This window comes from Psychrobacter sp. AOP5-GZ1-6, assembly GCF_052376345.1.
Lineage (GTDB): Bacteria > Pseudomonadota > Gammaproteobacteria > Pseudomonadales > Moraxellaceae > Psychrobacter.
In genome coordinates this window covers 31,974-45,872 of sequence record NZ_JBQSVP010000003.1, presented here as the reverse complement: position 1 = coordinate 45,872, position 13,899 = coordinate 31,974, and the positions used below count along the sequence as shown (strand labels likewise).

Sequence of the window (13,899 nt, the reverse complement as noted above, 5' to 3'; positions counted from 1 at the left end):
ATTTTGTAGCAGTAACTATAGCAGGTGACGTGGATAAATTTATTCAAATGGGTGGCAATGTTACTGAGAGTATCAAGCCAACACTAGTTAATGCATCGTCGCAAGACGATAGTCTTGATGTGCAGCAGTGGCAACGATACATAGAGCAAGAGATCGGTTTTGTGCTACCCAATGTTCAGCGGAAATGGTTGATCAATGCGATTGATAATACTGCATTATCCTATGGGTTGACTGCTAAAAAACTATGGAATCAGCTACCAAAAAATAATGAGATGCGTCAACAGCTATTAGATAACGTATTGATTCATGAAAGTCGATTTTTCCGTTATATGCCTTCTATAGAATTTGTCAAAAAATGTGCATTAGACAATCAGCGATTAAGGATTGCATCAGGCGGTAATAGTGGTGTTGTCAATACTTCTGATGAGTTGTTTCGAATTTGGAGTGTTGGTTGTGCAAGTGGTGAAGAAGTATGGTCATTGGCTATGAGTTTAGCTGCACAGCAATTGAAAAATCACGTAATACTAGGTACTGATGTTAGCCAACAAGCTATTATAAATGCAGAACTAGGGTACTATAATAATAGACAAAAGTTATTGATACCTCCTAGTTATCAGCAGTTTGTTCAACCATTGTATGAGAATAGTGTGATTAGAAAGCCGAATGTTTGTGATTCGGCCACAACTAATGAAGCGACAACAAGTCATCAAGCACACTGGCAGATAGCACCAAGTTTGCAACAAAACGTTAGTTTCGCTTTACATAATATTATGGAAAAAACCCCACCTACCTCGCACCTTCAGCAGATCATAATTTGCCAAAATATGTTGATCTATTTTCGCAAGTTTGATCAGCGTGACATTTTAGCGAGGCTATCAGAGCAGTGCGTGTTAGGTGGGTACATTATATTGGCTCCAGGTGAGGCGCTATTTTGGCGTCCTTCAAATATGCGCCGTATTGCGCACCCACAGGTTAATGTGTGGCAGAAAATCAATGCCTAAATTAGTGCTTAGACGAGTTAGGATAACCCTATGAAAAACCAGCCCAATGACATAGTGACGCTTGAGTGGTTGTTACCACTGTTTAATCAGCAGTTATCACAGGTATTTAATGGCTGGCAGTTAGATAACGGCAACACTGATAGTGAGCAGATGGTGCAGTCTTATCATCAGGTTAGCGGTGCGCTGACTATGATTCGTCTTCCTTTGTTAGCCGATCTTGCCAATAAGTTGAGTTCACTGGTAGAAGCAAGTGATCATGATGGTATTTCTGTCAGCAACCGCCGTATCGGTCAGTTTGCGCATAGATTGCTACAGTGTGAGCTGAATCAATACTTGCGTACCAGTAGCTACAATACGATGTTAATTAATAACGCTGCTAATGATCTTGATCAAGCATTGTCAGCGCTAGGGGTCGTCATAGAGCCATCGGTAAGCCTTGTGGGTAGACATCAGCATGAGGGTTCAAATAATAATGCCGTCGATGATAATGTTATCGATAGTATAGACGTAATGGTTCCAGTCAGTAACATTACTACACCTTTGGCTCATCATCATTATCAACAGTTATTATTGGTTTGGCGACAGCAAGTACGAGAGCTGTTGGTGGCCAATACGAACCAATCTTCTGTATTAACAGTACTAGGATGCGTTAGCCAGTATTTATGGCAAACTGCTCAAGACGAAGACGTACAACGACTTTGGTATTTAACCGACTTGTGGTTAAACGATCTTGCTGATAACGATACCCCGTTACCTGAGCATTATGCACCAGTGCTAAGTCAGTTGGAACAAGTGATAGAGTCTCGTGTTGAGCAAGCTGAACTGTCAGTAACCGCTATCAGAAATCTAATTATTAGAGTCTACTTTGAATTAAGTAGTCTTGCACAAAGTAACGAAACCACTCAGTCTATACTAAATAACTTATTGCAAAATACAGGTACAGCACCACGTTTTTTACCGCGAATACTTAGTGAACTGGAAATGCTTATCTTTAACTTGGATAAGCCAGACACACTGCTAAACCACTTACAAAAAATTCAACGTCAGCTTGAGCGTCGAGGTTGGATATATTATGTGGGACAAGTGGAGTCAATTCTTACTAATATCGAGGATGTACTCTCATCAGAGAATGGCTTTACACAAGGCAAGTGGCAAATTGAGCGGCAGCTGCAAGAGTTATATAACGCCATTTATAATACTGAACAGACAATATCTCTTAAGATAGGAGATGCAGCTTCCTTTGTCACATTGCCTGACACGCTTAATAATACTGATACACCGTCTGACAGTTATCAGGTTACGAGCACTGCTAATAGTGATTTGCGTGAGCTGCGTACTGCAGTAGAAGACGTCAAGCAAAGCTTCAATGATTATGTACAGCGTCAAGACAGCCATTTATTGCCTACTGCTACCCATTTTTCTAGTATTGGTGACGCTTTTTCTGATATGGGTGTGCCAGAGGTACGTGAAACCATTAACACGCTGTCTAATATATTTACACAATTGGTGGATCATGAGATTGAGGCGCTTAGTTGGGATGTAACACAGGCAGTGGCTGAAGGGTTGACCTCTATTGAGTTGTTACTTGATTACCTTGCGCAGCAAGTCTTTGATCAAAAGCTACTCACTCAGGCAAATGAATATACAGCCAAAGCGACGCAGCTGCTTAATGATTATATTGCAGCACCAGATACGGTCAATGATACTTTTCTTACTCAAAAACCAGCGGCAACCAATGTACTGCGTTACGATGATAGTGGTGAAATTGCCCCTGCTAGTGAACAGAATATTCAAGATGAAGCTGTGACTGACTCTAATGAAGATGATGAGATGACGCAACAGCTAGAGGACACGGCAGTTGATAACATAGAGAGTGAGGCGTTAGCAGCAGTAAGAGAGCAAGTTAAGCCTGATGAGTTTGAGATGGATGCAGATATCAGGGATATCTTTATTGAGGAGGCGGGAGAGGTAATCACTGATCTGGAGGACTTCCTACCCATTTGGGAGCAAGATGCGCAAGATCTTACACCACTTACCGAAGTGCGTAGAGGTTTCCATACCTTAAAAGGTTCAGGCCGTATGGTTGGCGCCTTCAGTATCAGTGAGATGGCGTGGTCAATCGAAAACCTGCTTAATCGTTTGTTAGATAAGACATTACCTGTAACCGATAATGTCGTCAGCCTAGTAATGGAAACGGCAAAAATTTTACCAGTATTGGTCACAGATTTTGAAGCGGAACAAGTACCAAGCTTTGATCCTGCTATTATTATGCTAAAAAGCCATAACTTAATGACGCAGCAACCAATTAATAGCGGGTTAGGTCTACCTGAACCTGAGTCAGTCGATTCTGCATCAGAAAGTAGCTTAAAAGAAGAAGCAAGCGTAACAGTTCATGATACTGAGTTAGTAACTGATAATGACACGACTGATGAATCTCAAAAAATAAATGATGACAGTGACAGTAGAGATATGAGCGCATCACTGTCTGATATCGAGATTCCATCGGTACTCGTACCATTTATGCAGACCCCAGAACAGTTGGCTGCTGATGCTAATGATGCAGATCCAGATATTAAAGAGATATTTATAGAAGAGGCCAATGAAGTATTGGTTGAAATCTTACCTTTATATGAAAACTGGTGCCTGTCAATAACTGATTTAAGTGGATTGGCAGATATCCGCCGCGGTTTTCATACCTTAAAAGGTTCGGGCCGTATGGTAGGTGCTAACTACACTGCTGAGTTGGCTTGGGCGATAGAAAACATGCTTAATCGCATCTTGGATAATAGTATCGCTGCCTCAGTAGATATGAGAAAGCTGGTTGGAGATGTATTAGCAGCCTATCCTTCGATGTTGCTAGTATTCGAAAATAATCGTCAAGATTACCCTAGTATGTTACCGCTCTGGATTGCCTGTGCAAATGCTTATAGTAAACAGCATGGTGATGACTTCAGTTACTCTGATTTATATCATAATGACACATTGTCAAATACATCTGCTGCCAAAACCACGCAGGAATCATTGTTACCGTCTGATTTAGAAGAGGACAACCTTAACCAAAATAATGGCGAAGAAAGGATAGATGCTACGCTGGAAACAATCAATTCTGTGAATGAAATGATTGCAGAGGCTTCTATTGTTTTGGCACCTCAAAGCGATGAAGAAAAAGTATTTTGTGAGATATTTATCGATGAAGCAGAGGGATTATTGCAAAAAGTTGACCAATTCGTCGATGAACATCAAGGTGAATCTCATGTTGAAGTAACGGATGATATTGTCCGTGCTTTTCATACTTTAAGAGGTTCTTCTGGCTCTAGAGCTCTTGCTGCCATTAGTGAAGTGAGTGCGACTATAGAGCACAGTTTAGAGTTATTACAACAGCAAGATAAGGCTATGAACGCTCAGCACTTAGAGGCCTTAGCCAAGTCATCTACACTGATTTATAGTTATCTAAATAGCTATAAGAAAAATGTTCAATCGAAACATATCTTAGCAGAAGATATACCAAACCAACAAGATCAAGAGATAGCATCATTGCAAGCGATGCTTGATGAGCAAGATATCGCTTCTGATACTAAAGTCCTATCTGATAATAAACCAACGATAGCGAAGCTCTTAGATAATAATATTGATGAATTATTGGATGCTCAATGGGAACTGGATGATGCGCTTAATCAAGCTGAAATAGCTGATATTGAGGGATATATAGAGCAGCAACTATCACAAATAAAATATTTAGCTAAGAAAGCGCAAGAATTTCCAAAATTCACTTCCATTCTCAATGCGTTAGGTAACGCTTATGGTTACTTAAATGACAATCCTGAAAAAGCAAGAGATGCAGATAACCAAGCAATCTTGCATACTGGTCATGCTCAGTTAGTTGGCTTATTCGATGCATTGGCAGGTAGTACATCATTAAAAATCGATCAACAGGTTCTTGCTGACTTGCAGAGTATTTGTCAAGCAGATAACAGTCGTGAAGTTGAAGATGATTTTGTGGTTCGAGCCATCTCAGCACCCGAGTTGCAACTTGAGTCTATTGATACTGATGCGGAACTCTTAGAGATCTTTTTAGAAGAGGCGCAGGAGCTTGATGCTGCATTAGACGAAAGTTTCAATAAATGGCGTTCGGATATTAGTAATGTTAACGCACTGAAAGTGTTGCAACGTCATTTGCATACTATCAAAGGCGGCGCACGGATGGCAGGTATCCGTAGTATTGGTGATCTGACCCACGAAGCTGAAAGTGTCTATGAAGCCTTTGTAGAAAACAGACGAATACCAACCACTCAGTGGCTCGATATTATGCAGATAGTGCAAGACACAATGTCATTGCAAGTGATGCATATTGTGAGTTATAAAAAATCTTTTTTTGCCTCAGAACTCATTGAGCAGTTACAACAGCTTTTAAAAGCACAAAGCCTGCCAGAAGCGGTAGAGCTGACCGTCCCTGTACCCAAAAATCATTTTGAACCTGAGGTACAAAACACTGTTGACCAAAATACGAACAACAGTAGCGATGAAGTATTAGATGGCTTAAGCCTGGATCGCATGATTAAGCAGTCATGGGCTAATGGTTTACCAGACCCTGATATATTAGCGGTATTCTTAGAAGAAGCAGAAGAGCTTACTAATCGTAATAAGTATCTACAACTATTCTTAGAAAACACAGGAAATAAAACAGCACTACAAGCATTACAGCGTGACCTGCATACCATCAAAGGTGGTGCGCGAATGGTTTCTGCTACTGGTATCGCAGATCTGGCGCATGAGATGGAATCGGTTTATAAAGACTTTGTTGATAACCGCCGTCCGACTACTAAAAAAGTATTAGAGTTACTGGTTGCCAGTCATGATTGGTTAGCTGATGCAGTTTCTGTGCTTAGACAACAAGTCAATCCGCCAACGCCGGCATTACTAATTGAAGCATTGCAGCAATTTAGTAAAAACCCTGACAGCTTAAAGCAAGTACCTAAAGAATCTCTAAAAGCACAACGTGAAACACTCTTGATTGCTAGAGAGAAGCAGGATTCACAATATCTGGCAGAAGATATCAGTGAAATACCATCTATGCTTATCAATACGAATGAAGAAGATCGGAGTGTTGGTAATAGCGAGATGATTCGTATTTCAGGGGGCTTAGTTGAGCATATGATCAACTTGTCTGGTGAGTCCGCCATTAACCGTGCTCATATCGATATGGGCATGAGTAGTTTGACTAACAGCCTCGAAGAGATGGGTACGACAGTACAGCGACTGGCTGATCAGTTACGCCGAATGGAAATTGAGCTTGAAGCGCAAATCTTGTCTCAAATAGATGACGAACTTATTCAGAATGAAGGTTTTGACCCTCTAGAAATGGATCAATACTCCTCTTTGAACCAGCTATCAAAATCTTTGACAGAGTCAGCATCGGATTTGATCGATATTAATCAAACACTATTAGAAAAGACTCGTGATAGTGAAAGTCTTTTATTGCAACTATCACGCACGCAAACTGAGTTGCAAGATGGTCTGATGCACTCACGTATGGTACCGTTTACGCGTTTGACTCCGCGCCTTGAACGTATCGTACGCCAGACTGCTAATGAATTGAACAAGTCTGTTGAGTTAACGATTATCAACGCTGAAGACGAGATGGATAGAACCATTCTAGAGCGTATGACATCTCCACTTGAGCATATGCTTCGTAATGCTGTCGATCATGGTATCGAAAATACTTCAACACGTCTAAAAGCAGGTAAAGAACGTAGTGGACATATTACTCTCGAAATCAATCGCGAGGGTAGTGAGATTGTCATTCAGTTATCAGATGATGGTCGAGGAATTGATGTAGAAGCTGTTCGTGCCAAAGCGATCTCTCAAGGCCTTATTGATGCAGATGATAGAAGTCTCACAGACCTTGATATTATGCAATATATCTTTAATGCAGGATTGACGACCAGCAAACAAGTGACACAGATTTCTGGACGCGGCGTAGGCATGGACGTGGTGATCAGTGAGATTCGTCAATTAGGCGGCTCAGTATCAGTGGTCTCGGAGCTAGGTAAAGGGTCACGCTTTACTGTGCGCTTACCTTTGACTGTCGCCGTATCTGATGCTTTGGTCGTTCGTGCTGCAGATCGTTACTATGCGATACCGTTGGTTCAGATTGAGCGTGTGGTTCGTATTAATCCAGAAAAGCTATACGATTATTATCAGTCAGGTGATGCAACGTTGACGTTTGAAGATGTTGATTATCGGGTGCGTTATTTAAATGAGATCCTGTCAGGTAATAAGCTAAATGAGTTAGTTGTTAGCACCAATACAAGCTTACCGCTCATCATCATTAAAAACCGTACCGGACAAAATATTGCCCTACAAGTTGATCAAATTGCAGGATCACGTATTGAAGTGGTTGTAAAACCTTTGGGACAACAGTTATCGCACCTACTAGGTATTTCTGCAGCGACCATCATGGGTGATGGCTCTGTGATGCCGATCTTAGATCTGATTGCATTGATGCGTAATGCACAGATGGTCAAAAACATACCGCAAACTAAGGATGTGAAACAAAATAGCCTAGAGTCTAAGCCTACTGTCTTAGTGGTTGATGACTCGGTTACTGTACGTAAAGTGACATCACGCTTCTTAGAACGTCAAGGATTCAACGTGGCAGTTGCGAAAGATGGTGTTGATGCTATTGAAATATTACAAGACATGATACCCGACGTGATGTTGCTAGATATTGAGATGCCACGTATGGATGGTTTCGAGGTCGCCACCCAAGTTAGATACAATAAGCGCTTACAGCATATCCCAATTATCATGATTACATCACGTACTGGTGAAAAGCATCGTCAGCGTGCACTAGAGATTGGAGTGAATGATTACATGGGTAAGCCTTTCCAAGAACAAGCGCTGCTTAGTAAGATCCAACAGATACTGGGTCAAAAGGTCAGTCTAACTCATGAAGGATAATATAGGTGTTTTAGCACTGAAGGATAAAGACAAAGCTGATATCAAGGTGATGGTCGTTGCAGAAGAGCATCATCAGCGTATGGCCTTTTCTGATACTGTCCGTAGTTGTGGCTTTACCCTTGTTGGCTGTATGTCACGGGAGCAGTTGCAAGAAAAACCTGTGCTCTCGGATTTAGTTATTGATATATGGCTAATAGATAGTGACTTTGATGAAAGTATTGTGACTGCAACCACTGTTTCTAAACCAGCAACCGTATTGGTAGGTTTTAGTCAGGCACCATATCTTAATGAAGCCACACAATATGCTAAATGGCAGCGTAAGCTAAAGCGTAAGCTTGCGCATATGCTTGAATTACCAGTGCTGATAGATACGCCTGTTCACAAACCCAATAAGATTGATACAGACTGGGATTATGTGGTGTTTTTAGGTGCTTCTATGGGTGGTCCTAGCGCGATCAAAGAGTTTTTGGATAATTTATCAGTCAAGCTGCCTGTTTGTATCTTATTGGCGCATCATTTTAACAGAACCATGATTGATACCTTACCACGCATACTCAACCGTCATAATGATTGGCATTGTCAGGTCATTACATCGTCGCAACGGCTACGAGCAGGTAAGTGTCTTATTGCGCCTATTGATAAGCAAATTGTGTGTGACTCGACAGGCCGAGTTATTCTTTTAGAACAAGCTTGGGAAGGCGAGTATAAGCCCGCGATTGGTCAGATTCTCAAAAATACCAGCGATGTTTATGGTAGTGAGCTTATTAATATTATATTTTCAGGTATGGGTAATGATGGCTCTCAATATTTGGACCTCATTCAAGATAATAATAGTCAATTGTGGGCGCAGGATCCTAGTGTAAGTGCCTGTCCGAGTCAGCCTCAGGCTATCATTGATTCAGGATATTGTAGTTTTATTGGTAGTCCAACGGCTTTAGCACAGAAACTGACAGATTATATTGGTGAAAAGGCAAATGCAGCCTCTTCACATTAACTTATTGTGAGTGATGTATGAAACAAATTTTGAAACATTCGTTTGAAGCAGTTAGTTTGTTGACCACGACCAACGGCACGTTGGATGTTACTATTATTCCGGCATTTGACCAGCCTGACTGGGTAATTCCAAGCAGCTTAGTTTTGAGTGTGGATGATTATAACGAACGCACTTCAACTTATACTTGGCAGCAGCAGGAAGTGGCTGTATTTTCTTTACTGGCACAAGATATGACAGCAGAGAAAATGATTGTTTTAGAAGGTAATACTACAGAACATCGCTTAGCGTTACAAACAGCAGGTGAGTTACGCCAATTACAAGTTCGTATTTCAGAGGTCAAAGACATTGAGATGCCCGAACAATTTAAGGACACAAATATTGATGAAGCAGCGATAGCCTTTAATGAAAATGTTGTGCTATCCTACCTTTTTCAAACTGTTATGATAGGTGATACCGCTTATTTGGTACCAGATTTGGATAAGATTGCGCATCAGTTAGTAGATCTATAGCCTAATTTTTATATAAATATTTATTATTAAGTAAATGATTCAATCATCTTAATGGTCTTTAGTCGCTAAATAAGTAGATGTCTTTTATATATTTTTAATGGTAAATAACCAGCGATGAAGGTAACAAGGTAGAGTATGAGCAATACGAATTCAAACGTATCAAAATGGTCAGTAAGTAGCCGTATTTTTCACTGGATCAGTGCACTTTTATTATTGATCACCTGGGCAATGATGTTTTTGAACAATAATTTTGATAACAGCCTTTATATTGGATTGCATAAATCTTTTGGTGTGAGTTTATTATTCTGGATGATAGCGCGGGTAATTAACCGTGTCGTTACTAAAGCGCCACCCTCTATATCGATGCCTAAATGGCAATTATTATTGTCTCATTTATCTCATTTTGGATTATATGCCTTGTTGATAGCAATGCCAATGGTCGGTCTATTGATGTCTGTCTATGGTGGCCGACCTGTTGATGTTTTTGGTTTGTTTCAAATCCCTGTGTTTGTCACACCTGATAGAAGTTTGGCAAGATTCTATAATAATCTACATACGGATGTTATTTGGCAAGCCATTCTGGCATTCACGTTTGTTCATATCAGTGCAGCCTTGTATCATCAGTTTGTCAAAAAAGACAATTTAATGGCACGTATGAAATAGTGTACTTTCAAAAATTTATTCTTGTAAAATATCATGATATATCCTAAAAAAAGCCCTAAGTATAATTACTTAGGGCTTTTTTAGGATAATTTATAATAATTTAAGTCAATTACTACGACTTTATTTTTTATGCTCAGGCAAACTGATATTCATCTCTAGCACATCCAAACTGTCTTCAGAGCGATGATTGATATTAACATCATCAATCTGTACACCGTTGACATATTTATTAACGACTTCTAAAATTTCACGTTTCATTTTTTCGATACGATCAACAGTTAAGCGGTTGTTTAGGCGATTTTCGCTAGCAACAATTACTTTAAGACGTTCAGTGGCTAAATTAGCGCTACCTTTACTACTACTGTCGTCAGTGCCGAATAGGCTACTCCAGAATCCTTTTTTCTTACTCATTATTAACCCCCAAACCAGCGCTGTAATAAACTCTTTTTCTTCACGTCAAGATGACGTAGTGGACGTTCTTCACCTAAGAATCGGGCGACAATGTCATCATAACATTGACCGGCAACAGAGTCGGTATAGTGAATAACTGGCTCACCATGGTTAGAAGCTTCAAGTACTGCATGGCTTTCAGGGATAACTCCCAGTAAAGGCACTTTTAGGATGTCGTTAGAAATCGTATCGATATCCATCATCTCATTAGCGGCTGCACGCTCAGGATTATAACGAGTGATAACCAAATGCTCACGTACAGAGCCTTGATTCTCTTTAACTTTTTTAGTTTGGCTTTGTAAAATACCAATAATACGATCCGAGTCACGCACTGAAGAAATTTCAGGGTTAGTGACGATAATCGCTTCATCAGCATGATACATCGCTAACTGCGCACCACGTTCGATACCAGCAGGTGAGTCACAGATAATATAGTCAAACTGCTTAGACAGCTCATCCATAACTTCTGTTACACCTTCATCTGTTAAGGCATCTTTATCACGTGTTTGGCTAGCAGGTAATATGTATAGGTTTTCAAGCTGTTTGTCTTTAACCAGTGCTTGCGACAAGCGCGCGTTACCGTTAATAACATCAACAAAATCGTAAACAATTCGATTTTCACAACCCATGATCAAGTCTAGATTACGTAGACCTACATCAAAATCGATAACGACTGTTTTATAGCCACGCAATGCTAAACCAGCAGCAAAAGAGGCGCTTGTTGTGGTTTTGCCCACACCACCTTTACCTGAAGTGATTACAACTATCTTCGCCACAATGGCACACTCCTATGAATCAATGGGATATCTTTTGTAAAAGAGCACAATTGTATATTATTCATAATATTATATATATGTACTCCCTGCGAAGCTAGCCTAGCATAAATAAACAAAAATTTATAGCGAGTCTGTATTAAAGCAAGCAAACAACTTCTATATAAGCTATAAGGCTTTGCTACCTAAAATTTGTTAGTCAATACTGTCTATGATGAATAATAAAATAAATGCTCATGAAAAGTATAAATATTGTCATAAACAATGATTCATCATAGAACAGTTTTGTTAAATAAACTTGCTATGTTATTTAAAGTTTTTCGGCTTATGCTTCATTTATCACGGTAAATACCAATCCTTCGCCTTCTACAAATCTGACCTGTACAGCCTTGTCCACAACATGCGGAGGTAAATTGTCTCGTAGGCAATAGGTCCCTGCAACCGATACTAATGAAGGGTTGAAAACCTGGCAAAAAATCCGTGCATCTTTATCACCGGTAGCACCTGCAACCAAGCGACCTTGAGCGCGACCATAAACATGCAGACTGTTATCAGTGATTGCTTCAGCACCACTGTTGACGCTATTGGTCAAAATCAGATCGCCACCAACGTGGTTGAGGCTTTGTCCTGAACGTAGCATTTGATCATAAATCATACTGCTCATCTGCTCGTCACTTACTAGAGACTCTGTTGAGACTTCAGATATCGTTGTCTCAGTAGGTGACTCGTTGATTATAGTGGTTTGGTCGTCAGTAGTAGCGTTTGTATCGCTATCTTCTGAGACTTTGCTATTTTGCGTAACGGATTTTTTAGTGGATACGATACGCTCAATGCGTTTGCCGTCGGCTGGAAATATTGCCAAGTGCAGATCACGTGCCTGTGAGTCCATTGTGCTGGTTACCACACCGATGGGTTGAAGACCATACGACCATAACAACGCTACCAATGCTGATAAATCTTGCTCTATCTCGCTATCAATGAGAATAGGTATGTTGCTAGATTTATTACTAAAAGTCTCATTCAGCTGTGCTTCAATCGTGCTGAGATCATTTGTATTGAACTGTAAACGTGAAAAAGTTAGCATTTTTCCATAAAAAGCTAATGCTGGTGCGGCATTCGAGGTTTGGTCATCGTTATCTGAAACTGTCATATATACATCCTCAAGAAGTAATTCTGTCGCTGTGTTCACGGTGCTATTTTTATTATCTGTGTTAATTTTTTCGTTTGATAACCGTTTTTCTCATTTGCGTCTTCATTTTTTGAATGAAGACAAGCCTTGAAAGTAACCATTATAAGTTGAGCATATCTTGATGTTTCCATTGCTGTACTTTTACCTGCGCTTCCAACTCAGTCAAACTGTCATCAATGATACTAGAAATCAAGGTATCTAGCGCTGTATTATCAGTATTTATTTGTGCAACACCACGAGCAATTTCTACCATTAATGAATCTAGAATCTTAGGATCAAGGAGCCGTTCGTTTAAGGCATAAACAACGTTTTCACCTATATTATGTCCTACATGTTGCAACTGTGACTCAATCAGACCACCGGCAATGGGGATCATACGTAAGTAACGACGTAGTTCAGGTGTATTAGCCAAACCTTCTTCAATAGCGTTACCCACTTCATTGGCTAATATATTACCACCGCCTGAATCGGTCGTTAACGCCTGTAGTTTTGGTACCAGCTCGGTACGTAGTACAGACAATAATGCCGCTTCAATCTCATCGCGATTTCGTGCAACTGTAGATTCGATAAATGATTTGTGAGTATCTGAATTGGTCAATTCCTGCCGGAAGTTCTGGATGGTTGTCAAGATGACACGGTCAGAGAGCTCTTCTAGCAATAGATCAATATAGAACTTAATCCGATCGATCCAAGACTGTGGTAGTACTTGGTAGCCTAATTGGTATAAACGACGTCCGATGACCACTGCTCGAAACAAACGTAACGCACGTAATTGCGGAAAACAACCCAATACTTCATACCAATGTACAAAAGGAAAAAAGAACCATCGGTAATAGGTTTGTTGTGTGATGGCAATCATCCAACGCACAAATAACTCAGCGATTAAGAATATGGTAAAAAAACCACCGGCAGTACGTAATGGAACATGCACAGTATTTTGATACCAGCTTAATGACTCACCAATCGTCAGCCATTCGGCGGCATGAGTACTAAAGTTACTCATCAATATTGCATCAACACTAATCAACAACAGGTCGATACTAATGATGATAATCATCAAAATATCATAAGTAAGTTTTAATCGACTTGGTTGTGGGTGGTGGGGTTGCGGTGATTGATTGTTCGAGAGGTGATGTGATTGATTAGATATTGGTGCTGAGTCGAGCTGCGGGTTAGTAGTTGTCATAGAGGCGGGCACAGTCAAACCTTATAAATAATAAATGGTATAAAAAATAAGCAGTGGGTATAGGGCGTGTTCTTATTTGGAAGATAATGATGAAACTGGGATAAACTGTAGTTAAACAATAAACTATAGTCAAACGAACAGAATAGCACAAATAATATCGAGGTATGATCAAGC

9 protein-coding genes are annotated in these 13,899 nt (G+C 40.2%); 5 read left to right on the top strand and 4 right to left on the bottom strand.

Going from position 1 to position 13,899, the window contains the following annotated elements; genetic code table 11:
- Positions 1-29 precede the first annotated feature (29 nt).
- The 5 genes from ACT3RN_RS01105 (at position 30) to ACT3RN_RS01085 (ending at position 10,127) form a co-directional block, all read left to right on the top strand.
- Positions 30-1,001, top strand: coding sequence for a CheR family methyltransferase (locus ACT3RN_RS01105; protein ID WP_318779512.1), 972 nt, complete (start codon positions 30-32; stop codon positions 999-1,001).
- A 30-nt stretch (positions 1,002-1,031) separates the two neighbouring features.
- A complete protein-coding gene (locus tag ACT3RN_RS01100; protein WP_192991843.1) occupies positions 1,032-7,961 on the top strand; it encodes an Hpt domain-containing protein in 6,930 nt (2,309 codons plus the stop codon).
- Positions 7,951-8,955 carry a chemotaxis protein CheB gene (locus ACT3RN_RS01095; RefSeq protein WP_192991842.1) on the top strand — a complete coding sequence of 335 codons (1,005 nt, stop codon included), beginning with the start codon at positions 7,951-7,953 and terminating at the stop codon, positions 8,953-8,955. Before ACT3RN_RS01100 ends, ACT3RN_RS01095 begins: the two co-directional genes overlap by 11 nt.
- A gap of 17 nt (positions 8,956-8,972) precedes the next feature.
- Positions 8,973-9,464, top strand: a complete 492-nt coding sequence (locus ACT3RN_RS01090; RefSeq protein WP_192518542.1) for a hypothetical protein — start codon at positions 8,973-8,975, stop codon at positions 9,462-9,464.
- 135 nt (positions 9,465-9,599) lie between these two features.
- Positions 9,600-10,127: a cytochrome b gene (locus tag ACT3RN_RS01085; protein ID WP_192518541.1), complete on the top strand. Its 528-nt coding sequence runs from the start codon at positions 9,600-9,602 to the stop codon at positions 10,125-10,127.
- 120 nt (positions 10,128-10,247) lie between these two features.
- On the opposite strand, the gene minE is transcribed toward ACT3RN_RS01085, so the two are convergent.
- The 4 genes from minE to ACT3RN_RS01065 all read right to left on the bottom strand — a co-directional run bounded on the left by minE (position 10,248) and on the right by ACT3RN_RS01065 (position 13,737).
- Entirely contained in the window at positions 10,248-10,538 is a 291-nt protein-coding gene (gene minE / locus ACT3RN_RS01080) for a cell division topological specificity factor MinE (protein ID WP_192518540.1), read from the bottom strand.
- Positions 10,539-10,540: 2 nt separating this feature from the next.
- Positions 10,541-11,353, bottom strand: a complete 813-nt coding sequence (gene minD / locus ACT3RN_RS01075) for a septum site-determining protein MinD (RefSeq protein WP_192518539.1) — start codon at positions 11,351-11,353, stop codon at positions 10,541-10,543.
- 322 nt (positions 11,354-11,675) lie between these two features.
- Complete coding sequence (gene minC / locus ACT3RN_RS01070) at positions 11,676-12,500, bottom strand: septum site-determining protein MinC (RefSeq protein ID WP_192518538.1); 825 nt, start codon at positions 12,498-12,500, stop codon at positions 11,676-11,678.
- A gap of 139 nt (positions 12,501-12,639) precedes the next feature.
- Entirely contained in the window at positions 12,640-13,737 is a 1,098-nt protein-coding gene (locus tag ACT3RN_RS01065) for a hypothetical protein (RefSeq protein ID WP_192518537.1), read from the bottom strand.
- Positions 13,738-13,899 lie beyond the last annotated feature (162 nt).

Bases quoted from the DNA above. Each gene is read 5' to 3' on its own strand.
- ACT3RN_RS01100 (WP_192991843.1), top strand. From the start codon at position 1,032: ATGAAAAACCAGCCCAATGACATAGTGACGCTTGAGTGGTTGTTACCA.
- ACT3RN_RS01085 (WP_192518541.1), top strand. From the start codon at position 9,600: ATGAGCAATACGAATTCAAACGTATCAAAATGGTCAGTAAGTAGCCGT.
- ACT3RN_RS01090 (WP_192518542.1), top strand. From the start codon at position 8,973: ATGAAACAAATTTTGAAACATTCGTTTGAAGCAGTTAGTTTGTTGACC.
- ACT3RN_RS01095 (WP_192991842.1), top strand. From the start codon at position 7,951: ATGAAGGATAATATAGGTGTTTTAGCACTGAAGGATAAAGACAAAGCT.
- minC (WP_192518538.1), bottom strand. From the start codon at position 12,500: ATGACAGTTTCAGATAACGATGACCAAACCTCGAATGCCGCACCAGCA.
- minE (WP_192518540.1), bottom strand. From the start codon at position 10,538: ATGAGTAAGAAAAAAGGATTCTGGAGTAGCCTATTCGGCACTGACGAC.